Origin of the sequence: Halomonas sp. ATBC28, from assembly GCF_005937175.1 — a bacterium.
Taxonomy (GTDB): Bacteria; Pseudomonadota; Gammaproteobacteria; order Pseudomonadales; family Halomonadaceae; genus Vreelandella; species Vreelandella titanicae.
Genome location: NZ_VCQL01000010.1, coordinates 202,866 through 224,237 on the forward strand (window position 1 = coordinate 202,866; position 21,372 = coordinate 224,237).

At 53.0% G+C, this 21,372-nt stretch carries 20 protein-coding genes; 16 read left to right on the forward strand and 4 right to left on the reverse strand.

Features of this window, described 5'->3' with window-relative positions; genetic code table 11:
- Positions 1-52: 52 nt before the first annotated feature.
- The 13 genes from E0L35_RS13665 (at position 53) to E0L35_RS13730 (ending at position 14,258) form a co-directional block, all read left to right on the forward strand.
- Positions 53-1,174: a beta-ketoacyl-ACP synthase III gene (locus tag E0L35_RS13665; RefSeq protein WP_138800544.1), complete on the forward strand. Its 1,122-nt coding sequence runs from the start codon at positions 53-55 to the stop codon at positions 1,172-1,174.
- Positions 1,175-1,216: 42 nt separating this feature from the next.
- Positions 1,217-2,041, forward strand: a complete 825-nt coding sequence (locus tag E0L35_RS13670; protein WP_138800545.1) for a VacJ family lipoprotein — start codon at positions 1,217-1,219, stop codon at positions 2,039-2,041.
- 8 nt (positions 2,042-2,049) lie between these two features.
- Positions 2,050-3,243, forward strand: coding sequence for a SpoIIE family protein phosphatase (locus E0L35_RS13675; protein ID WP_027958456.1), 1,194 nt, complete (start codon positions 2,050-2,052; stop codon positions 3,241-3,243).
- Positions 3,233-3,751 carry an STAS domain-containing protein gene (locus tag E0L35_RS13680; protein WP_022522924.1) on the forward strand — a complete coding sequence of 173 codons (519 nt, stop codon included), beginning with the start codon at positions 3,233-3,235 and terminating at the stop codon, positions 3,749-3,751. Before E0L35_RS13675 ends, E0L35_RS13680 begins: the two co-directional genes overlap by 11 nt.
- Positions 3,752-3,891: 140 nt before the next feature.
- Entirely contained in the window at positions 3,892-5,079 is a 1,188-nt protein-coding gene (locus E0L35_RS13685) for a multidrug effflux MFS transporter (RefSeq protein WP_138800546.1), read from the forward strand.
- A 59-nt stretch (positions 5,080-5,138) separates the two neighbouring features.
- Positions 5,139-5,870 (forward strand): sulfite exporter TauE/SafE family protein, encoded by a 732-nt coding sequence (locus E0L35_RS13690; RefSeq protein ID WP_138800547.1) that lies wholly within the window; start codon positions 5,139-5,141, stop codon positions 5,868-5,870.
- Between the two features lie 130 nt (positions 5,871-6,000).
- Positions 6,001-7,014 (forward strand): PstS family phosphate ABC transporter substrate-binding protein, encoded by a 1,014-nt coding sequence (locus tag E0L35_RS13695; RefSeq protein ID WP_138800548.1) that lies wholly within the window; start codon positions 6,001-6,003, stop codon positions 7,012-7,014.
- A gap of 95 nt (positions 7,015-7,109) precedes the next feature.
- Positions 7,110-8,360 carry a phosphate ABC transporter permease subunit PstC gene (pstC, locus tag E0L35_RS13700; protein WP_009288021.1) on the forward strand — a complete coding sequence of 417 codons (1,251 nt, stop codon included), beginning with the start codon at positions 7,110-7,112 and terminating at the stop codon, positions 8,358-8,360.
- 18 nt (positions 8,361-8,378) lie between these two features.
- Positions 8,379-9,545, forward strand: coding sequence for a phosphate ABC transporter permease PstA (gene pstA, locus E0L35_RS13705; RefSeq protein ID WP_009288022.1), 1,167 nt, complete (start codon positions 8,379-8,381; stop codon positions 9,543-9,545).
- Positions 9,546-9,571: 26 nt separating this feature from the next.
- Positions 9,572-10,411: a phosphate ABC transporter ATP-binding protein PstB gene (gene pstB / locus E0L35_RS13710; protein WP_009288023.1), complete on the forward strand. Its 840-nt coding sequence runs from the start codon at positions 9,572-9,574 to the stop codon at positions 10,409-10,411.
- Positions 10,412-10,570: 159 nt separating this feature from the next.
- Positions 10,571-11,617 (forward strand): ArsJ-associated glyceraldehyde-3-phosphate dehydrogenase, encoded by a 1,047-nt coding sequence (locus E0L35_RS13715; protein ID WP_138800549.1) that lies wholly within the window; start codon positions 10,571-10,573, stop codon positions 11,615-11,617.
- A gap of 52 nt (positions 11,618-11,669) precedes the next feature.
- Positions 11,670-12,836, forward strand: coding sequence for an organoarsenical effux MFS transporter ArsJ (gene arsJ / locus E0L35_RS13720; protein WP_101148356.1), 1,167 nt, complete (start codon positions 11,670-11,672; stop codon positions 12,834-12,836).
- Positions 12,837-13,106: 270 nt separating this feature from the next.
- Complete coding sequence (locus tag E0L35_RS13730; protein WP_009288026.1) at positions 13,107-14,258, forward strand: aminotransferase class I/II-fold pyridoxal phosphate-dependent enzyme; 1,152 nt, start codon at positions 13,107-13,109, stop codon at positions 14,256-14,258.
- Positions 14,259-14,313: 55 nt separating this feature from the next.
- Here E0L35_RS13730 and E0L35_RS13735 read toward each other — a convergent pair whose 3' ends face one another.
- From E0L35_RS13735 to arsH, 3 genes are all read right to left on the reverse strand, one after another.
- A complete protein-coding gene (locus E0L35_RS13735; protein ID WP_022522929.1) occupies positions 14,314-14,607 on the reverse strand; it encodes a CC/Se motif family (seleno)protein in 294 nt (97 codons plus the stop codon).
- A 75-nt stretch (positions 14,608-14,682) separates the two neighbouring features.
- Positions 14,683-15,762: an ACR3 family arsenite efflux transporter gene (gene arsB, locus E0L35_RS13740; RefSeq protein WP_138800550.1), complete on the reverse strand. Its 1,080-nt coding sequence runs from the start codon at positions 15,760-15,762 to the stop codon at positions 14,683-14,685.
- Positions 15,763-15,775: 13 nt separating this feature from the next.
- Positions 15,776-16,513: an arsenical resistance protein ArsH gene (gene arsH, locus E0L35_RS13745; RefSeq protein ID WP_138800551.1), complete on the reverse strand. Its 738-nt coding sequence runs from the start codon at positions 16,511-16,513 to the stop codon at positions 15,776-15,778.
- A gap of 151 nt (positions 16,514-16,664) precedes the next feature.
- On the opposite strand from arsH, the gene E0L35_RS13750 reads away from it, so the two are divergent.
- The 3 genes from E0L35_RS13750 (at position 16,665) to E0L35_RS13760 (ending at position 20,020) form a co-directional block, all read left to right on the forward strand.
- Positions 16,665-17,078: an arsenate reductase ArsC gene (locus E0L35_RS13750; protein WP_138800552.1), complete on the forward strand. Its 414-nt coding sequence runs from the start codon at positions 16,665-16,667 to the stop codon at positions 17,076-17,078.
- Positions 17,079-17,102: 24 nt separating this feature from the next.
- Positions 17,103-18,803, forward strand: coding sequence for a methyl-accepting chemotaxis protein (locus tag E0L35_RS13755; protein WP_138800553.1), 1,701 nt, complete (start codon positions 17,103-17,105; stop codon positions 18,801-18,803).
- Positions 18,804-18,958: 155 nt separating this feature from the next.
- Positions 18,959-20,020: an SLC13 family permease gene (locus E0L35_RS13760; RefSeq protein ID WP_283241538.1), complete on the forward strand. Its 1,062-nt coding sequence runs from the start codon at positions 18,959-18,961 to the stop codon at positions 20,018-20,020.
- Between the two features lie 47 nt (positions 20,021-20,067).
- On the opposite strand, the gene E0L35_RS13765 is transcribed toward E0L35_RS13760, so the two are convergent.
- On the reverse strand, positions 20,068-21,255 hold the full coding sequence (locus E0L35_RS13765) for an acetyl-CoA C-acyltransferase (RefSeq protein ID WP_138800555.1): 1,188 nt from the start codon (positions 21,253-21,255) through the stop codon (positions 20,068-20,070).
- Positions 21,256-21,372 lie beyond the last annotated feature (117 nt).

The following is a 21,372-nucleotide window of genomic DNA, read 5'->3' on the forward strand; positions in this document are numbered from 1 at the left end:
CACGCTACATTGATGGCCGGTCACGTCGGCAAGCCGCTTAGAGGAGATTGGCATGACACATGTGGTGATTACCGGTACAGGTCTCTATACACCGGAACACGCCATTGATAATGCGGCCCTGGTGGCGGCATTTAATGCTTGGGTAGACAGCGAGAATGAACAGCATGCCGGAGCCATTGCGCGCGGCGAGCGCGAACCGCTGGCACATTCAAGCAGCGAATTTATCGAAAAAGCCTCCGGTATTAAGAGCCGCTATGTGCTCGATGCAGCTGGGATCCTTGACCCACAGCGTATGCGGCCTAAACTTCCGCAGCGGGGCAATGACGAACCCTCTATTCAGTGCGAGATGGCGACCGCTGCCGCGCGGCAGGCGCTGGCCGCTGCCAAGGTAGAAGCTGCTGACATCGAGCTGGTGATCGTGGCCTGCTCAAACCTGGAGCGTGCCTACCCCGCTGTGGCGGTCGAGGTGCAGCAGGCCTTGGGCACAAGTGGTTACGGGTTCGATATGAATGTGGCCTGTAGTTCAGCGACGTTTGCTTTGGAAACGGCTGCCAACGCCATAGCCTCCGGCAGTGTGAAGCGTGCCCTGGTGGTCAATCCGGAAATTTGCTCGGCGCACCTCAACTTTCGAGACCGTGACAGCCACTTCATTTTCGGCGATGCTTGTACCGCTGTGGTACTAGAAAATAGCGCTATTGCGGTGGCCGATGAGCAGTTTGAAATTCTCGGCACGCGCCTGGTTACCCAGTTTTCCAACGCGATCCGTAATAATGCAGGGTTCCTTAACCGCGTAACGGACAGTGACCCACTCGCCTTGGATAAGCTGTTTGTGCAGGAAGGGCGTCGGGTGTTTAGAGAAGTTTGTCCGATGGTGGCTAAATTGATCACCGATCATTTGGCCTCCTTAGAGTTGACCGGTGGCGATCTGAAGCGCATGTGGCTACACCAGGCTAACCGGCATATGAACGATTTGATTGCCCGCAAGGTATTGGGCTATGACCCGAGTGAAACACAGGCGCCGATTATTTTGGATCGTTACGCCAACACCAGTTCAGCGGGTTCTATCATCGCCTTTCACCTCCATCGCGAGGAGCTTGTGGAGGGCGATATTGGCGTGATTTGCTCCTTTGGAGCGGGTTATAGCGCGGGCAGTGTGGTTATTCGTCGTTTGTAGATGTCTGTATAAGGTGCAGGGGAATTGAAAAAGGAAAATGTCATGTGGCAGTGGTTTAATAACGCGCAGCCTGCGCTTTCGCTGCGTAGCAAAGGGTTGCCACTACTACTGGTGACGTTACTCGCAACCGGAGGCTGTGCCAGTACGCAAATGGCGGAAAATACTGCTCCCGAAGACCCTTGGGAAGGCTTTAACCGCAAAGTGTTTGCGTTTAACGATGTGTTGGATCGCTACGCGCTCAAGCCGGTGGCAACAGGCTATCGTGCTATTACCCCCGACCCGGTAGAAACGGGCGTAGGTAATTTTTTCTCCAACTTAGGTGAAGTGCGTACTGCGCTTAACAGCGTGCTGCAGGGCAAACCGTCAAACGCGGGCCTCGCCACGTCACGTTTTTTAATTAACTCCACGGTAGGCATTGGCGGACTGTTAGATTATGCCACCCTAATGGAAATTACTGCGGATGAAGAAGATTTTGGCCAAACGTTAGCGGTGTGGGGGTGGGAAGATTCGCGTTATCTGGTGCTGCCTTTCTTTGGCCCCAGCACGCTGCGGGATACCACCGGTATGCCCGCGAATATGGCAACGAACCCCGTTAATTATGCAGAAGACGATATTGTTCGAGTAGGCCTTACCGCACTCAAAGCGATCGATATTCGAGCGGGTTTGCTTGACCAGGAAGAATTAATTCGTGGTGATCGCTACCGTTTTATTCGTGACGCTTACTTGCAGAACCGCCACTTTGAGGTGAGCGATGGAGAATTGGGTGATGACCCCTTTGCCAGCGAAACCTTCGACTTTGATGACAGCGATTTTGATGACAGCGGTCAGGATGATAGTGACTTTGGTGACAACGAAGTCACCGATTGAGGCTTATGATGGATCATTCTAAGCAGTTGATCGCGGTGATCGACGAACCTGGTCGTGAACGTGATGCGCTGGCTGAAGCGATTACCTGCGATGGCATGTGGGTGTTTGCCGCTGAGGATATCGCGCATTTGCCCGCTGACACGGCGCTCATTGTTGCCCATGCTCGGGCAGTTCCGCGGCAGCAATGGACACACCTAACGCGACGCCTACCGACACTGGTAGTCAGTGACTCGCGTCAGGACGCCGACTTGATCAAAGCGATTGATGTGGGGTTGGTGGACTATATTGTCCATCCGCTGCGACACGCCGAGCTGTTGCGACGAATGATCCGTAAGGCCATTAAGCTCAACGATTTGGCGCTGGAGCGCGAGCGTGACCATGCGCGTCTGGCGGAGTTAAACGAGAGCCTAGAGACCCACCTCGCGCTGCTGCGGATGGATCAGCAGAGCGGAGGGCATATCCAGCGGCGTTTGTTGCCGCTGCGGCCCAAGGTGATTAACGGGGTGTATTACGACTACGTATTTGCCCCTTCGCTCTATTTGTCTGGTGATTTTCTCGATTACCAACGCTATAACGAGCGCTACAGTGCCTTCTATTTCGCCGATGTATCGGGGCATGGCGCCTCGTCGGCATTTGTTACCGTGCTGCTCAAATATTTATGCAACCGCTGGCTGAGTGAGTGGGATGGCCAGCATCCGGAAAATCTGCCGCCTGATTGGTTAAAGGCGATGAACCGCGAGCTGCAGGGCACCGATATTGGTAAACATGCCACCTTATTTGTCGGTGTTATTGACCACGAGGCGCATACTCTTCACTATTCGCTCGGCGCACAGCTTCCCATGCCCCTGTTGGCAGCAGAGGGAGAGCTACGCCGTTTAGAAGGCGAGGGAATGCCGGTAGGCCTTTTCCCCGATGTGGAGTATCCTTCGCTGAGTTGTGCATTGCCGAATAAATTTCGTCTATGGCTCTGCTCAGATGGAGTATTGGAATGCTTGCCGGGTAAAACGCTCGACACGCGGCTCAAGGAGCTTGAGCAATTAGTAAGCGAGAGTGTAACGCTTGAGCAGTTGCGCGACCGGCTAGCAGAAACGAATGCACTCCTTGCCGAAGGGGATGCAGAGTTTGATGCCAACCAAGAGCGCGATGCTTTACCCGATGATCTAACAATCATGATGGTGAGCGGATTTGGTCATGCTGATTGAAGAGGGCCGCATTAAAGCGGCGTTCGATTCTGGTGTTTTTATTCTAAAACTGTGTGGTGATGTGCGTTTGACGCTCTGCGCCACGCTGGATACTCAAGCCCAGCGTCTTGCCGAGACGCCGGGGTTGCGTGCCGTATTGATTGACCTGCGTGAAGCCACCAATGTCGATTCGACGGCGCTTGGTTTTTTGGCCAAGGTCGCGATGGCGGTGAAAGGGCGCCTGGAGCAGCCGCCTACGATTATTGTCGATAATCCTGATGTACGGCAGATGTTGGACGTGATGGGCTTTGCGCGTTTCTTCACGCTGATGGAAGCACCGCTACAACAGACGAGTACGCTCAACAATGAGCTTGAAGAGCTGCCCCAAGAGCCGGCAGACGAAGAGGGACTGCGCGATCGCATCCTGGAAGCCCACCGTATTTTAATGCATATGAACGAGCATAACCGTGAGCAGTTTCAGCCACTGGTTGACATGCTTGAGTCGCAAGACGCCACTACGCACCACTAAGCTCCCCTCTCCTTGATAAGCCCCTGGCCTCTTCCAAGGGCTATCTACCGATAGTCTCCAATCCCGACAAAGGCCTTAAAATCAGCTATGATTAGCGGCCTATCTATTCCAGTGCGTACATTATCGCCTTAAGGAGACCCATGGATCTTAATCCTCGCCGGGTAGCACTGTTGGTTGCTGCCAATACGGCGCTGGCGCCCTTTGCTATCGACGCTTATTTGCCTGCCATGGGTATCATTGCTGAAAGCATCGGCGCCAGTATTCACCGTACTGAACTCTCCATCAGCGTATTCCTGTTCGGCTTTGCATTGGGCCAGCTATGCTTTGGGCCGCTTTCGGATCGGATGGGTAGAAAGCCTGTGCTGCTGGGCGGACTGGTGGTGTTTATGCTGGCAAGTCTTGCTATTACGATGGCGGACAGTTTGCCCACGCTGCTGGCTTGGCGGTTTATTCAAGCGTTGGGAGGCGGGGCCTGCGTGGTCAATTCGGCGGCGATTGTACGCGACTGCTTTAGCGGGCGCGAGGCCGCCAAAGTGATGTCTACCATGGCGATGATTATGATGCTGGCGCCGCTGGTGGCACCTGCAGTGGGCAGCTTGCTACTGCACGTGGCCGGCTGGTGGCTGATTTTTGTGTTCTTAGCCGTTTACGCAGGCTTTTTGCTCTGGCTGCTAGGAACGCGGTTACCTGAAACCCGCGATATGTCGCTGCCTGCAGCTTCACCACGGCAAGTAATACGCAACTACGCCAGCGTGCTTAAGCATCGTGAAGGCATGGGCTATATATGTGCGGTAGCGGCTTCCTTTGCGGGCCTGTTTGCCTTCGTGACCGCTTCGCCGTTTCTCTATCTCGACTATTTTGGCCTCTCGCCCGGCACTTATCCGCTAGTGTTTGGGGTCAACGTTGTCGTTATTGCGCTCTCTAATCGGGTCAATATTCATCTGCTCCGCAAGCGCACTCCTCAGCAGAATTTGCGTTTAGGGTTGCTTATACAGCTGGTGGCCGCGCTTGGGTTGGTAGCGGTGACCGCCCTGGACATCGCGTCGCTAGTGATCGTGGTGCCGTTGATTATGCTGTTTACCGGTATGATCGGCCTGATCACGCCCAACGCGATCTCGTCGTTACTGGATCATTTTGGCCATATCAGCGCCACGGCAACGGCGCTACTGGGCGGGATCCAGTTTACCTGCGGCGCCCTCGCGGGAGTGATGGTAGGGCTGTTCGAGGTAGAACATCTTTGGCCCATGGTACTCACCATGCTGGGCGCTGCGTTGCTAGGCAATATCGGTGTGCGCAAACTGACTAAAGCACCTGCTGCGGATGAATAGTTTTCAAATAGATAGGGCGTGTGGACAGGGCGTATGGATAGAGCATATGGATAGTTTGAATGGATAGCATGCTGGCTTGGGTCAATATGCCGATGAGCACTTGGTTAGCTTGCTCCGCCGTACTGTTAATGGGTGCTTTTGTGCAGCGCGCTACCGGCTTTGGTTTGGCCATTATTGGCGCACCGCTACTGTTGATGCTAGTGCCTCGTCTGGTGCCGGTCACTCTGGTACTGTTCGGATTTACCGTCTCCCTGATGATGGTGCGTCATTACTGGCACGAGGTGCGCCTGGATTCCATTGGCATGGCGCTAGTGGGGCGCCTTCCCGGCAATGCGCTGGGTATTTGGCTGCTACTCGCCGCCCCCATGTTTGTGTTAGAAAAGCTGATTGCGGTCATCGTCCTGTTTGCGGTACTCGTCACCTTGTGCCGCTTTCAGTTGCCGGTAAACCGAATAACGCTGTTTGGCGCTGGGGTGCTCTCTGGCATTTTTGGCACCGTTGCGGCTATTGGTGGCCCACCCATCGTGTTGCTGATGCACGGCTTACCCACTGATCGTGTGCGCGGCAATCTAGCCGCCTTTTTCATTTTGACCTCTCTATTGACCTTAATCACCCTTGCCTTGGCTGACCAGATTCAGCTTTGGCATTTCCAGGTCGCGCTTACCTTCCTACCTGCAGTATTAATAGGTAACGCCTTGGCAGATACCGTAGCCCACCGTTTAGACCGACGCATGCTGCAAGGTGCCTCGCTGGCGTTATGCACCCTCGCGGCGCTAGGACTTTTGTGGTGATGTAAGGCTTGGTTGCCTCTATGTAACGAAAAATTTTCTACGTTTTGCTCGCTGTCATGAAGTTGTCATGGAACCAGTGCAAGGTATGCCTTGCGAAGGCCAGATCCCTACATGAACAGGAGTATTTCGCATGAACCGTATTCTAAAAACCACCGTTATCGCGGCTGCTGTAATGAGCGTTGCCGGTGTTGCTCAAGCCCGTGATCAAATCCGAATCGTTGGTTCCAGTACCGTTTACCCGTTTGCCAGCTACGTAACGGAAGAGTTCGGTGCGACTACTGGTAACCCGACGCCTGTTATTGAATCGACTGGTTCGGGCGGCGGTTTGCGTCTGTTCTGTAATGGTGTTGGTGAAGGCACACCCGACATTACTAACGCTTCTCGTCGCATGAAAGTGTCTGAGTTCGAGCGTTGTGAAGAGAACGGCGTTACCGATATCACCGAGGCTAAAATCGGTTCTGACGGCATCGTATTGGGTCAATCAAGCGAAAACGATGACATTGCTTTAACCCGCGAACAGATCTTCATGGCGGTAGCTGCCATGGTGCCAGTTGATGGCGAGTTAGTTGAAAACCCCTACACCAACTGGAGCGAGATCGATTCTTCGCTGCCAGACCGTGAAATCTCCATTTATGGGCCGCCGACAACTTCGGGTACCCGCGATGCTTTTGAAGAGCTGGTAATGGAATCTGCGTCTGAGGGTATGGATGTTTACGGCGATGAAGGCTACACCGATATTCGTTCTGACGGTGTTTACATCGATGCCGGTGAAAACGACAACCTGATCGTTCAGCGCCTTTCAGAAGACACCGGTGCCTTTGGTATCTTCGGCTACTCTTTCCTTGAAGAGAATACTGACACGATCAGCGCCGCCAGCATTGATGGCGTCGATCCTGAGGCTGAGGCGATCAGCTCCGGTGACTATCCTATCGCGCGTTCACTGTGGTTCTACGTGAAGAACCAGCACGCTGAAGACGTCCCGCCGATGTACGATTACGTCGATATGTTTATGAGCGAAATGATGATTGGCGATGATGGCTACTTGCGTGATATCGGCTTGATCGTTCTGCCAGAAGGAGAGCGCGAAGAGTGGCGCCAGGCTGTTGCAGATCGCACTTCAATGACAGCAGACGTTCTTAAGTAAGTTGGTAGGTCAGATTAAAAGTGGTCGGCAGCGCAAGCTGCCGACCCGTTATTGTTGATAGGTTTCTTAACCGGTGACCACGTGAGAGAGATGCGATGCAGACCAACCAGCTTCTTCTGATTTTTTGCAGTGCATTATTGCTGCTGGGGCTGCTGGCTTTTTTTGCTGGCCGTTCAAAAGCCACTCGGTTACGTAGCGCGGGTACGGCGATGTTCGCCCAGCCTGACCAATACGCTTGGTTTACAGTACTCTCCACCGCCGGGCCAGCCGTGGTAGTGAGTGCCTTGGGCGCTTTCGTTTTGCTTCTAATGGGCGCCGACATTCCTACGCTTTATCTGCTGGCGGCGAGCTTAGTGATAGCAGCCATCGGGCTACTGGTGAGTCTTAATCAAGTAAAACCCGATTTTCATGCCCGTCAAGCCATTGAGCGGGTCATTCGCATGACCCTGGCTGGGGCAGCGTTAATCTCCATTTTGACGACCTTTGGTATTTTAATTTCGATTATTTCCGAGGCGCTGCGCTTTTTCCAAATGCACAGCTTCTGGGAGTTCATCACCGGCACCACTTGGAATCCAGGCGCGAGCTTTTTAGCATCCGCGGGTCGCGGTGATGGTAGCGGCGCTGAGTTTGGCTCGGTACCGCTGTTTGCTGGCACCTTTATGATTACCGCCATCGCTATGCTGGTGGCGGTGCCTATCGGTTTGCTTTCAGCGATTTATATGTCTGAATTTGCACCGCGCAAAGTGCGTACCGTCGCCAAGCCGGTGTTAGAAGTATTGGCAGGTATTCCTACCGTCGTTTATGGCTTTTTTGCCGCCATCACCGTGGCGCCGATCATTGTCAATATTGCCGGTTTTCTGGGGCTCGATGCGTCTTATAACAATGCGCTGGCACCCGGCATTGTGATGGGCATTATGATCATTCCGTTTATCTCATCGCTATCTGATGATGTGATCAATTCGGTGCCCGATAGCATGCGCCAGGGGTCGCTGGCACTCGGTATGACCAAAGGGGAAACGATTCGTGATGTGGTAGTGCCCGCTGCCATGCCGGGGATTATCTCAGCGTCGCTCTTGGGTATGTCTCGTGCCATGGGTGAAACCATGATCGTGGTTATGGCGGCGGGTATGCGGCCTAATTTAACCGCTAATCCGCTGGAAGATATGACCACGGTGACTGTGCGTATCGTGGCGGCGCTCACCGGCGACCAAGAGTTTGAAAGTGCCGAAACATTATCAGCTTTTGCCCTTGGACTCGTGCTCTTCGTGATCACACTCGCACTCAACTTGGTGTCAGTATTGATGATCCGTCGTTTCCGTGAAAAATACCGCGTGAATAACCTGTAACGCCGAGGAACTGTTTCGATGAGCCACTCTTTTGACGAAATCAGCCAGCAGCTTAAGCGGCGTCACCGAAAGTCTACCCGCCTTAAATGGATAACCATGGGATCGTTAGGTCTCGCGGGCCTTTTTCTGGTGCTGTTTTTTGCCGATATGCTGAGTAAAGGTCTACCCGCTTTCCAGCAGGCCTATATACAAACCGAGATTAGCTACACACAAGAAGCCGAAACCGATGGGCGGCGGGCGTTTGATGAAGAGCTGTTGCCGTTAATTAGCCGTACGGCGGTGCGTACAATTCCATTAGAGTTGCGCAACAATCCTGACATGATCGGCACCAGTAAAGCGGAGTGGGTATTAGCGAATAGTGATGTCGATCAATACTTGAAGGGACACCGGCATCGCTTGAGTGACGAGGAGCAGGAAGCCCTTGATGCCCGAGTCGAATCTGGACAGGTGGATCTACGCTTTAATACCACTTTCTTTGGTTCGGGTGATTCAAAAATTGCCGAGAACGCGGGCATTTTATCGGCAGTGGTCGGCACCATTATGACCATGATCGTCACCCTGGCGATATCTTTCCCGATCGGCGTGATGACAGCTATTTATCTTGAAGAGTTTGCGCCGGATAACCGCTTAACCCAGATTATTGAAATTAACATCAATAACCTAGCGGCGATCCCGTCGATTCTATTTGGTCTGCTGGGTCTTGCGATCTTTATTAACTTTTTCGGGGTGCCGCGGTCGTCTCCATTAGTGGGCGGTATGACGCTGGCATTGATGACGCTGCCAGTGATCATTATTTCGACACGTACCGCACTGCGTAGCGTGCCTGAATCCATCCGTCACGCAGGCTTTGGGGTGGGCTGTTCACGCTGGCAGGTAGTGCGGGATCACGTTCTACCCTTAGCAATGCCGGGTATTATGACAGGTTCTATTATCGGCCTGGCGCAAGCGATGGGTGAAACGGCGCCGCTGATTATTGTAGGGATGGTGGCCTTTATCCCCGATGTGGGCGTTTCCTTTACCAACGCGGCAACAGTGATGCCTGCGCAAATATTCACCTGGGCTGGTGAACCTGAGCAGGCGTTTGTGGAAAAAACTGCTGGCGGTATTTTGGTGCTACTCACCATACTCATCTCACTCAACGCTTTTGCCGTTGTGATGCGTAAGAAATTTGAGCGTCGCTGGTAGGCCAGTGCGTTATAGAGGACATTTCTATGAATAGCCATGCAACTGTAATGAACGGCCAGCAGACACCTGCGGTTGGGCAACCCTATACACGGAATGAAGCTGCGTGCCACGACCTGAGTTTCCGGGTTCGCGATTTGAATCTGTGGTATGGCAAAAACCAAGCGCTGAAGAATCTAAATATTGATCTTTTTCAGAAAAATGTGACGGCGCTGATTGGCCCTTCGGGGTGTGGTAAGTCGACGTTCTTACGCTGTTTGAATCGTATGAACGACCTGATTCCTAGCGTACGCACCGAAGGCCTGGTCGAGATGGACGGGTTGGACGTTAACGCACCTAAAATGGATGAAGTGGCGCTCCGTCGCCGGGTGGGCATGGTTTTCCAAAAGCCTAATCCGTTTCCTAAGTCGATCTTTGAAAATATCGCTTACGCACCACGCATGCACGACTTGGTCAGCCGTAAAGCCGAGCAGGAAGAATTGGTTGAAAAAGCGCTGCGTGACGCTGGGTTGTGGAACGAGGTGAAAGACAAGCTGCATGAGCCAGGCACCTCTCTGTCCGGTGGTCAGCAACAGCGGTTGTGTATTGCCCGCGCTATTGCGGTTCAGCCTGATGTGATTTTGATGGATGAGCCAACCTCAGCGCTTGATCCTATTTCCACCGCCACCATCGAAGACCTGATGGACAAGCTGAAAGAGAAATTCACCATCATTACCGTGACGCATAATATGCAGCAGGCGGCGCGGGTGGCGGACTACACGGCGTTCTTCCACCTGGGGGAAATCATTGAGTACAACGACACCAAAGTGATGTTCTCAACCCCGGCACAGAAGAAGACCGAGGACTATATCTCGGGTCGTTATGGTTAATTAATGCTTGCTAATTAATACTTACTACGCAGGCCTACTACACGGTGGTGGGCCTGTTTGTTAGTAAGCGTTTTTTTAAGTGTTTATATATGTTTTAACGTATATAGCCGTTATGCTTTCTCTTAATAGATTGTGTAACCGTTAGCTTAGGAGGCACTCATGGCACTACGTATTGGCATTAACGGCTTTGGGCGGATTGGGCGTTTGGCATTGCGCAGTTTGTGGGGGCAGGTAGACGCTGGCGCGGTAGCAATAACACGCATTAACGACCCGGGCGGCGATGCGGCAACCTTTGCCCACCTGCTGGAGTTTGATTCAGTTCACGGGCGCTGGACACCAGGGAAGGGTATCTTGGCAACCGATGACGCTATCGTTCTCGATGGAAAAACTGTCGTCTTTAGCGCTAATAAAGCAATTGCCGATAGCGATTGGTCGAACTGCGATATCGTTATCGAGTGCTCGGGCGTAATGAAAACCACCGATAAACTGCAGGCGTACATTGATCAAGGCGTCGGTCGTGTGGTGGTGAGTGCGCCTATGAAAGAGGCGAACGTGCTTAATGTGGTGGTGGGGGTGAACGACCACCTTTACGATCATGCTCAACATAAGATCGTTACCGCTGCCAGTTGCACCACCAACTGCTTGGCACCGGTAGTCAAAGTCATTCAGGAAACCTTTGGTATCCGCCATGGCTCGATGACCACGGTGCATGACATCACCAATACTCAAACCATTCTAGATGCCCCGCATAAAGACCTGCGCCGCGCCCGGGCTTGCGGTATGAGCTTGATCCCCACCACGACCGGCTCCGCGAAAGCCATCACAGCCATTTTTCCTGAGTTAGCGGGTAAGCTTAATGGTCATGCGATTCGTGTACCCCTGGCGAATGCTTCGCTGACTGATATGGTGTTCGAGCTTGAGCGTGAAGTGAGTGTCGAAGAGGTCAATCAGGCGCTAAAAGCCGCGGCTGATGGCGAGCTTGCCGGTATTTTGGGCTATGAAGAGCGCCCGCTAGTGTCGATTGATTACCGCACCGACCCGCGCAGCTCGATCATTGATGCGCTCTCCACCATGGTGATCAATGGCACCCAGCTAAAACTCTATGCCTGGTACGACAACGAGTGGGGCTACGCCAACCGCACGGCAGAGTTGGCCCTGATGGTAGGTAGTGGGCAGGTAGGCGGTGAGCAGGTGGGCCGTGGCTGATTTATCGTTGTTAAAGCGGGTAAAGGCGCTACCTTTCGAGGTGCGCCAATATATGCTGATTACCGGCAACTACTGGGCCTTCACGGTAACCGACGGCGCGCTGCGTATGCTGGTGGTCATGCACTTCCATCAACTGGGTTACTCGCCGTTAGAAATCGCCATGCTGTTTCTGTTTTACGAAGCTTTTGGTGTGGTGACTAACCTGGTAGGTGGCTGGTTGGGTGCGCGGTTGGGTCTCAACCGCACCATGAATGTGGGGCTTGGGCTGCAAATTATTGCGCTTGCTATGCTGATGGTACCCGCTAGCCTGCTGACAGTTGCTTGGGTGATGGCCGCTCAGGCGCTGTCGGGGATCGCCAAAGACCTCAACAAAATGAGCGCTAAAAGCGCCGTTAAAGTGCTGGTGCCAAAAGAGAGTGCTAACGCCAATAGTTCACTCTACCGCTGGGTGGCGATGCTGACCGGCTCTAAAAACGCGTTAAAGGGGCTGGGCTTTTTTGTTGGCGGGTTGCTGCTAACGTTGATTGGCTTCCAGGCCGCTGTGTTGGTCATGGCGGTGATGCTTGGCAGCGTGTTACTGCTTTCACTGTTGAGGCTTAAGGCGGATTTAGGCCGCCAAAAAGTAAAGCCCAAGTTCTCCGAAATCTTCTCAAAATCACGCGCTATTAACGTGCTCTCCGCGGCGCGCTTTTGCCTGTTTTCGGCACGGGATGTGTGGTTTGTGGTAGCGCTGCCGGTGTTTTTATACGATCAGCACGGCTGGACACACTGGACAGTGGGTGGGCTGTTAGCGGTATGGGTGATCGGTTATGGCGGGGTGCAAACCCAAGCACCTAAATTAACCCGGCTGATCAAAGGCGATGCGCGGGCACTTACCGCCGGCTGGGCGGCGGCATTGGGCGTGCTGGCGATTTTGTTGGCGATGCTGCCCTTGGCGCAGGTAGGCTGGTTAGTCGTCGGTTTGCTCGCCTTTGGCGTATTGTTTGCGATTAACTCCAGCTGGCACAGTTACTTGATTGTGCATTATGCCCGCGCTGACGGCGTCTCCATGGATGTTGGTTTCTATTATATGGCCAATGCCATGGGGCGTTTAGTGGGCACGCTACTGTCGGGCTGGCTATATATGGCATATGGGCTGAGCGCCTGCCTGTGGGTATCCGCCGCCTTAGTGGCTGCCAGCGCATTGATGGCGCTGGCGTTGCCTAAGCAAGTCGCATGATCCGCGCTTCGCCCAGGCTGGGTTTAACGCTCACTTTAGGCAGTGCACAAACTCTTGCCTGGGCCTCCAGCTATTACTTGACCGCTATCCTTGTGGTGCCCATGGCCCGCGAGCGGGATTTGAGCTTCTGTGTATTCGTGTGCTTCGACTGTAAGGGCGAGGCGTCTATATAAAGGCGACGTAGTTTCCACTGTCCGATCTGTATGAATTGGATTGGTTTATGGTATATGTGATATATCTTGCATTGAGCTTACTTAAGCGAGAGTTTATATGACAGACCATCCTTTTTCGTCTCAATCACTCCTTGCTCAGGGCGGTAGTCACCTTGAGCACGAATATGGAGTAATCATCCCGCCAGTATATACATCAACGACTTACCTTCGAGACAGCGATAATCAATATCGCAGCGGTCGAGTGTATTCCAGAGCTGACAACCCAACGTACCGACCTGCAGAAATACTCTTGGCAGAGCTGGAAAATGCGGTTGATGCCCGTTTATTCGCCTCGGGTATGGCAGCGGCAACAACTGTTTTTCAGGCGTTAAAGCCCGGCGATTCAGTCATCGCTCCTAAAGTGATGTACTGGGCGTTGCGTAAATGGCTGCAGACCTTTGGTGTCGATAGCGGGCTGAATGTTCGTTTTGTGGACACTACAAATCTGGACGAATTACGCCTTGCCATTGATGAAAAAGCACCCACACTTATTTGGCTTGAAACGCCTGGCAATCCGCTCTGGACCGTTACCGATATTGCTGCAGTAGCTGATTTAGCAAAAGACTGCAGAGCCCTGCTTGCTGTTGACTCTACTGTTGCTACACCATTGCTAACAAAACCGTTGAACCTTGGTGCTGATATCGTGATGCATTCAGCCACCAAATACCTCAACGGCCACTCTGATGTTATTTCCGGAGTATTGGCTGCACGGGAAGATAACGCCTTCTGGCAGCGTCTGGTTGCCATTCGCGCCCAATCTGGTGCAGTTCCTGGCCCAACTGATGCAGCTCAATTACTACGTGGAATGCGAACCTTGTTTTTACGGGTGCGGGAAAGCTGTCAAAGTGCGTTATATATTGCTGGACAGCTGGAGCAGCATCCGCATGTAATTGAGGTGTTATACCCCGGTTTAAAAAGTTTTTCCGGCCACGACGTGGCTCAAAAGCAAATGAGCAGTGGTTTCGGCGGTATGTTGTCTATTCGTTTAGCCGGTGGAGAAAAAGCCGCTATTGCAGTTGCCGCTAAAACGCAGCTCTGGTGTCGGGCTACTTCGTTAGGCGGTGTAGAAAGTTTGATTGAGCACCGTGCCAGTATTGAAGGTTCTGACTCGCCAGTTCCGCTGGATTTGCTGCGCTTGTCGGTCGGGATTGAAAAGGCCGACGATCTGCTGGCCGATTTGCAGCAATCCATTGATAGCGCTCACGCGTAAATGCTCATGTACGTAAAGCCGCGCGTACCATTAACCCTTGTTACCGTCTTCTTAGCTAAGGCTGTAACAAGGGTGAACCCTCCATATACAGGTGGCGAAGCTTCCACCATCCCTCAACGTTTAAGCTTAACCCTTGCCCTATAAGCGCCGGGTCAATGAACAGCGTTATATTTTGGTAGCGATGGCATTGGTAAAGCGAAGAGTCTGCGGGTGGGTTTGCCTCGGCAATGGCGACCTTGGCAAGCCCACCGCAGCAGCCATGTCTTGGGGAAAGGCGTACGGTAAGGATGCCGCCTCGCTGCTTGATAAAGTCTAGTGCTTTGCTATCTATATCAATCACATTACCCATGGCCTATCCAATCGTTATTGAGCCCAATGCTTGGGATGGCTACAGGCATGATGACCTGGTGACCTAGCTCAAAATTTAATGATTAACAGTAGCCGGAAAATGATGGCGGGTCTTGTTTGCAATTCTTACCAGCGCGAGCATCAGCGGTACTTCGACCAATACGCCGACAACAGTGGCTAGCGCAGCGCCCGACTGTAAGCCAAACAGTGCGATAGCCGCTGCCACCGCCAGTTCAAAGAAGTTGCTGGCGCCGATCATCGCCCCCGGTGCGGCAATATTGTGCGGCAACTTCCAGGCTTTAGCCCAGCCATAGGCAATAAAGAAGATCAAAAAGGTCTGAATAATCAGCGGGATCGCGATCAGCACGATATGCAGCGGATTATTGAGAATGACCTCGCCCTGGAAGGCAAACAGCAGCACTAGGGTAATGATCAAGCCAATCGGGGTGATAGGGCCAACCCGCTTCATAAACACGTTGTCGTACCACTCATTGCCGTGCTTTTTAATCAAGCTCTGCCGGGTGATATAGCCCGCCGCCAGGGGAATCACTATATATAGGATCACTGATAGTGCGACGGTGTCCCAGGGCACCTGAATATTGGAAATGCCCAGTAGGAAGACCACGATAGGAGCAAACGCGAACAGCATAATTAGATCATTAAGCGCCACTTGCACCAGAGTGTAGGCGGCATCGCCGCGGGTCAGGTAGCTCCACACAAACACCATGGCGGTACACGGCGCGGCGCCCAGCAGAATTGCACCGGCTAAATACTGGCTGGCTAGCTCGGCGGGAATAAACGGTCGAAAGATCACCATCAGAAATAGCCAGGAGATGGCGAACATAGTGAAAGGTTTGATCAACCAGTTCACTGATGTAGTAATGATCAAACCTTTGGGCTGACGACGCACACCCAGTAGCGAGGTGAAGTCAATTTGCGCCATCATGGGGAATATCATCGCCCAAATGAGCACCGCCACCGGAATCGATACCTGCGCCACTTCAAAGCGTGACAGCGTTTCCGGTACTGCTGGGATCAATTGCCCAACTAAGATGCCTACCACAATGGCGAGTGCTACCCATAGCGTGAGGTAGCGCTCAAAAAATCCCATGCCTTCGGCGGTAGAGGGTGAGGCGTTGTCTTGCAGTGCTGGCATGTGAAGCTCCTGATTAGATGGCGCGTTGATTAACCCGCTTTGAGACTTCTTCGGCGCTCTCTTTGCGCTCCGAATAACGATCCGTCAGCACGTCACTGCGATCACGCACTAGTAGAGTGAATTTCACCAGCTCTTCCATGACATCCACGATACGGTCATAAAACGGTGAAGGCTTCATCCGGTCTTTATCATCAAACTCCATAAAGGCTTTGGGTATCGAGGACTGATTGGGAATCGTCAGCATACGCATCCAACGCCCCAAGATGCGTAGCTGATTGACCGTATTGAAGGACTGCGAACCGCCGCAGACCTGCATTACCGCCAAGGTTTTGCCCTGAGTAGGGCGGACGCCACCCAGGGCAAGGGGGATCCAATCTATTTGCGCCTTCATAATGCCGGTCATTGCGCCGTGACGTTCGGGGGAGCACCACACCATCCCTTCTGCCCATTGGGCCAATTGGCGTAGCTCATCGACTTTGGGGTGGCTGGCATCTTCTGCATCCGGTAATGGCAGCCCCTTGGGGTCAAAGATTCTTGTTTCTGCGCCCATGGCATTGAGTAAATGTGCGGCTTCCTCAACCGCTAACCGGCTGAAAGAGCGCTCACGCAGAGAGCCGTATAGCAGCAATATTTTAGGTGCGTGTTCAGTGCTATGTGGAATCCTCAGCCGTTCGCTGCTGGGCGGTTCAAAGAATTCAGCGTCTATATTAGGCAGATCATTCAGGTCGGAAAAATCAGTCAGTGAGATCATCGCGGTTTACTCGGATTGGGTCTTAATAGCTTGATGATTCCATCATATATGTTTTTTCGTATATTTCTAGGGCAACTGTGTGCCTGCAATATTGCCGTCATGAACCCGGCGTAGAGTGACAGCCACTAACTACATAAGAGGCTGTTTATTTATGACGAAGCGCCGCGTGTTGTTCCTCTGCAATGCTAACTCTGCACGGTCTCTGATGGGGGAGGCGTTGCTTCGCCATTTGGCAGATGATCGTTTTGAAGCGTTTAGTGCCGGTTCTGAACCGGATGAGCCCCATGCATTGACACTTGAAGCGTTGCGTAAACACGGGCTTCCCACCGAGGGCCTGCGCAGTAAGTCGTTGGATGAGTTTGAAAGCGAGACCTTCGATTTTGTCATTGTGCTGTGCGACAAAGCCCAGCAAGCCTGCCGCGATTGGCAAGGGGAGGCGGGCGAAGTTCTATCCTGGGATATTCGTGACCCTCGCTTGATCGGCAAGTCAGATGCTTATGAGCAGGCATTATTAGAGATTCGTCGGCGCCTACAGCTCTGGCTGCCTCTCCACACATCTGATTAACCTTACTGAAAGGGGCGGGTCGAGATGAAATGGATTAATAACTTAAGCGTCAAGGCAAGTTGGACGCTTGTATTAGTGGCCTTTAGCGGCCTGGTCGTCGTCATTGGCGCACTGGGTTTGTTCGCCAACCATTTTGGCCGTGAGGCATTTACGTCGCTTCATGAACGGGACATGGCACAAATTAGTCAGCTCAATAGCGCCTATACCCAGCTGTTGCGTGCGCGTATTCAGATGAACCGTGCAGCGGAGTTAATTCGTACCCCTTCGTTTGATCGACCTGACCCTCTGATAGAAGAAGCCCAGCGGTTGCTTGATGAGGCATCCGAGAACTTCACTCAATTTACAGCGAGTGATTTTGATCAGGATCAGCAGTCGTTTGTCGAACAGTTAGCTTCGAACTTTCAATCATTTGTTAACAATAATCTCAATCTTCAGATGATGATGCTTGAAGAGCGCGACATATCAGGCTTTTTCTCGGGTGAGTCGCGAGTGGATGATAGTAGCGAGCACTTTGTGGCAAGCGCTGAGGCTTTTATTGGCGCTTCCACTCAGCGGGGTAACACCTTGCTTATGCGCTTTGAGCAGGTTTCATCGCTACTTTTTTGGGGAGTGATTACAGCGCTTGGCGCTGCGCTGTTGGTAGTGACGGTAGTGGTATGGGGCGTGCGTAAAAATGTGCTTCGCCCATTGAAGAAAATCACTGGGCACTTCCAGCGCATTGCTAACGGTGACCTGTCGGCGCCAGTAACGGCGCACTCAAGTAACGAAATTGGTCAGCTATTTAGTGAGCTGGATAAGATGCAGCACTCGCTGACGGCCACGGTTAATCGTCTTAATACGAGCAGCCAGCAGGTATATAGCAATAGTCAGGAGATGACTGAGCAGAACCAGCTTTTGGCGAGCCAAACCGACACTCAAGTGTCAGCTTTGCAGCAAATGGCAGCGAGCTTGGAACAGCTAACCGCCACGGTGAATCAGAATGCTGAAAGTGCGGCGCATGTTAACCAGTCAACGGCAGATGTGTCTCAAAAAGCGCAGCAGGGTGATGAGGTGATTACCCAGTTTATCGCCACCATGGAGGCGATAAATAGTCACTCCGAAGAGATTCAAAGCATTATTCGCATGATTGAAAGCATTGCTTTCCAAACCAATATTTTAGCGCTCAATGCATCGGTTGAAGCCGCGCGTGCCGGTGAGCACGGGCGTGGGTTTGCGGTGGTCGCCAATGAGGTGCGTGCACTGGCAACGCGCAGTGCCAGTGCCGCCAGTGATATTCGTTCACGCATTGAAGCGTCGAGTGCGAGCGTCCAGCAAGGCAGCATATTGTCTCAGCAGGCTGGTGAACATACACGGGCGATCATGCAAGCAGCGAGGAATGTGGACACGCTGATGACGCAAATCACCCATGCCTCTGAAGAGCAGCGGCGAGGCATTGAGGAGGTCAACCACGCGGTTGCTCAGATCGATACCACTACCCAAGACACCATGCGCTTAGTCAATCAGGCGGCCCAGAGCGCGGAGGTGCTGTCCCAAGAAGCTTTGCAGATGCGTGAATATGCCGGTCAATTTAGTGTGGTGGAGAGTGCCATTGAACCAGGCTTGTCTGGTATTGATAAAAATCAAACTGACTATCCCGAATGGGAGCAGCTCAGTCATCAAGAGGGCGCCTTACCGGATGACCATGAGCAAGCCCGTCGTCAGGCGGGATTATTGGCTTCGGCTTAGCATTCTGGATGAAGGAATTTAGCTTTACTCCTGAGCTTACAACGCTATTATGCGATTTTCTCTGAGCGTCATGTAGCGTGTTAGCAACAAAGTGGTTAGTGACACCCTTTAGCTTGTTTTTTCAGCGTTTTCTGAACGACCCTATGCTGCTCTCAATGAGTATCCTATGGGTTGTTTTGTGTTGGCTGGAGCCTCAATCACTGAGTGAAATGGCTGACCGGGTTCACTGGACAACCCTTGTAGTATTAATCGGCCTAATGCTGCTCAGTCGCGCGTTAGAACTGAGTGGTTATTTAACGCTCTGGGGTCGTCAGTTATTAGCTCTACTGCGTGGTGAGCGCCGACTTGCGGTCGGTTTGATTCTGTTTTCGGGGCTTCTCTCGGCGATAGTCACTAACGATGTGGCGCTGTTTATTGTGGTACCACTGACGCTTAGTCTGGCGGGAATGGCAACACTGCCGATTGAACGCTTGATTGTGTTTGAGGCGCTGGCTGTGAATGCAGGCTCATCGCTGAGCCCGATTGGTAATCCGCAAAATCTCTATTTATGGCAGCTTTCAGGCATTCGCTTCGGCGACTTTTTATGGGTAATGTTGCCGCTTGGGGTGGGCTTGATGCTGTTGCTCTTACTTTTTGTTCCCTTGGCATTTCCGAAAGCGTCAATACACTTGGAAGCAGTTTCTGCGATGACGGCTGAGCGCCGAAAGGAGCCGTTATGGGCGGCGCTTATTGGCTATCCACTTTTTCTGGTCGCGGTAGACATGGGGTGGGTGCTATCGGCGCTGGCTGGCGTTTTGCTTTCGATGCTATGGGTGGCTCGACGGGCGGTATTCAGTATTGATTGGCTACTGCTGATAGTGTTTGTATTGATGTTCGTAAATCTAAGTGTCATCGGTGAGCTGAGCGTTGTTCAGCAGTTTATACATTCAATGCGCCAGTGGCCGGGTGGCGATGTTAGTGCTGGCGTACTCCTTTCACAGGTCGTATCCAACGTGCCAGCGACCCTACTGCTTGCCCAGCAGAGTGAGTGGCAGCCGCTGGCTTGGGGCGTTAGCGTGGGTGGCTTTGGTTTGGCGGTAGGCTCAATGGCGAATTTAATCGCGCTACGTTTGGCACGCCAGCCTGGGATTTGGAAGGAGTTTCATTGCTGGTCGCTCCCCATGTTGGGGCTGGGGTGGTTGTTTGCCGCCGTATGGCTCAGCGCCCTGGCGCGGTAATAGGGTCAGGGCGCTTCACAAAAGGCTATATTTTGTAATAGCGCAGCTTAATCAACTAGCTCGACGGCGACAGCCGTTGCTTCGCCACCGCCAATGCATAAGCTGGCAATACCGCGTTTGCCGCCTTTGGTACGTAGGGCATGAATTAGCGTAGCGATGATGCGTGAGCCGGTAGAGCCAATCGGGTGGCCTTGGGCGCAGGCGCCGCCAAACACATTGACTTTGTCGTGGGGCAGGCCCAAGTCATCCATGGCCATCAGTGTCACCACCGCAAAGGCTTCGTTAATCTCGAATAGGTCTACGTCATTCACGCCCCAATCGAGCTTTTTCATCAGCTTTTCAATCGCACCCACTGGCGCGATGGTGAACTCACTAGGGTGTCGCGAGTGAGTCGTGTGGCCTAGCATACGCGCTAGCGGCTTAATACCTTGTTGATCTGCAGCTTCCTGACTCGCCAAGATAAGTGCCGAAGCGCCGTCGGAAATTGAGCTGGCGTTGGCGGCGGTAATCGTACCGTCTTTGGCAAAAGCGGGGCGCAACTGGCGGATTTTGTCGAGCTTAGCTTGGAAGGGCTGCTCATCGTGTTCGACAAGGGTTTCGCCTTGACGAGAGGTGACCATCACCGGTGCGATCTCTGCGCTTAGGTGGCCTGAGTTGGTGGCGGCCATGGCGCGCTCAAGGGACGCAATAGCAAAATCATCCAGGCGCTCCCGCGTGTAGCCTCGCTCAGTAGCCACATCCTGGGCAAACACGCCCATTAGTTTGCCCGTTTCGGCGTCTTCCAGCCCATCCAAAAACATATGGTCTTTAAGCTCGCCGTGCCCCAGCCGATAGCCGCCCCGCGCCTTGGTAAGCACGTGGGGGGCGTTAGACATCGACTCCATGCCGCCAGCCAGCAAAATATCGCCGCTACCCGCCTTGATTAAATCGTGGGCAAGCATGGTGGATTTCATGCCCGAGCCGCACAGCTTGTTAATAGTGGTGGCGCCATTGGCATCCGGAATGCCGGCTTGGCGCATTGCCTGCCGCGCTGGGCCCTGCTTCACACCGGCGGGCAGTACACAGCCCATAATGCCCTCGGTGATCAGGGCCGGGTCAATTCCCGCCTCTTCAATGGCCGCTTTGATGGCGGCTGCGCCAAGCTGTGGGGCTGTCATGCTTGCCAGGCTGCCCATCATGCCGCCCATTGGCGTGCGTTTGGCAGCGAGAAATACCACATCGGTGGGGTTGCTCATGGCCAATCTCCTTCAGGATTATTGTGATTATCATGCCAAGTGGTAGTTGATACGTTGACCCGTAGGCGGTGCTGTGGTTCTCTCCAAAGTAACCAAGCAAGCGCTAGTGTAAATGAC

What these genes read in the sequence shown, in the direction of transcription:
- E0L35_RS13730 (WP_009288026.1), top strand. Translation starts at nt 13,107, where the DNA reads ATGACAGACCATCCTTTTTCGTCTCAATCACTCCTTGCTCAGGGCGGT.
- arsJ (WP_101148356.1), top strand. Translation starts at nt 11,670, where the DNA reads ATGCTGATTACCGGCAACTACTGGGCCTTCACGGTAACCGACGGCGCG.
- E0L35_RS13695 (WP_138800548.1), top strand. Translation starts at nt 6,001, where the DNA reads ATGAACCGTATTCTAAAAACCACCGTTATCGCGGCTGCTGTAATGAGC.
- arsH (WP_138800551.1), bottom strand. Translation starts at nt 16,513, where the DNA reads ATGATCTCACTGACTGATTTTTCCGACCTGAATGATCTGCCTAATATA.
- E0L35_RS13675 (WP_027958456.1), top strand. Translation starts at nt 2,050, where the DNA reads ATGGATCATTCTAAGCAGTTGATCGCGGTGATCGACGAACCTGGTCGT.
- arsB (WP_138800550.1), bottom strand. Translation starts at nt 15,762, where the DNA reads ATGCCAGCACTGCAAGACAACGCCTCACCCTCTACCGCCGAAGGCATG.
- E0L35_RS13715 (WP_138800549.1), top strand. Translation starts at nt 10,571, where the DNA reads ATGGCACTACGTATTGGCATTAACGGCTTTGGGCGGATTGGGCGTTTG.
- E0L35_RS13670 (WP_138800545.1), top strand. Translation starts at nt 1,217, where the DNA reads ATGTGGCAGTGGTTTAATAACGCGCAGCCTGCGCTTTCGCTGCGTAGC.
- pstA (WP_009288022.1), top strand. Translation starts at nt 8,379, where the DNA reads ATGAGCCACTCTTTTGACGAAATCAGCCAGCAGCTTAAGCGGCGTCAC.
- E0L35_RS13690 (WP_138800547.1), top strand. Translation starts at nt 5,139, where the DNA reads ATGGATAGCATGCTGGCTTGGGTCAATATGCCGATGAGCACTTGGTTA.
- E0L35_RS13750 (WP_138800552.1), top strand. Translation starts at nt 16,665, where the DNA reads ATGACGAAGCGCCGCGTGTTGTTCCTCTGCAATGCTAACTCTGCACGG.
- E0L35_RS13735 (WP_022522929.1), bottom strand. Translation starts at nt 14,607, where the DNA reads ATGGGTAATGTGATTGATATAGATAGCAAAGCACTAGACTTTATCAAG.
- E0L35_RS13760 (WP_283241538.1), top strand. Translation starts at nt 18,959, where the DNA reads ATGAGTATCCTATGGGTTGTTTTGTGTTGGCTGGAGCCTCAATCACTG.
- pstB (WP_009288023.1), top strand. Translation starts at nt 9,572, where the DNA reads ATGAATAGCCATGCAACTGTAATGAACGGCCAGCAGACACCTGCGGTT.
- E0L35_RS13665 (WP_138800544.1), top strand. Translation starts at nt 53, where the DNA reads ATGACACATGTGGTGATTACCGGTACAGGTCTCTATACACCGGAACAC.
- E0L35_RS13680 (WP_022522924.1), top strand. Translation starts at nt 3,233, where the DNA reads ATGCTGATTGAAGAGGGCCGCATTAAAGCGGCGTTCGATTCTGGTGTT.
- E0L35_RS13755 (WP_138800553.1), top strand. Translation starts at nt 17,103, where the DNA reads ATGAAATGGATTAATAACTTAAGCGTCAAGGCAAGTTGGACGCTTGTA.
- E0L35_RS13685 (WP_138800546.1), top strand. Translation starts at nt 3,892, where the DNA reads ATGGATCTTAATCCTCGCCGGGTAGCACTGTTGGTTGCTGCCAATACG.
- E0L35_RS13765 (WP_138800555.1), bottom strand. Translation starts at nt 21,255, where the DNA reads ATGAGCAACCCCACCGATGTGGTATTTCTCGCTGCCAAACGCACGCCA.
- pstC (WP_009288021.1), top strand. Translation starts at nt 7,110, where the DNA reads ATGCAGACCAACCAGCTTCTTCTGATTTTTTGCAGTGCATTATTGCTG.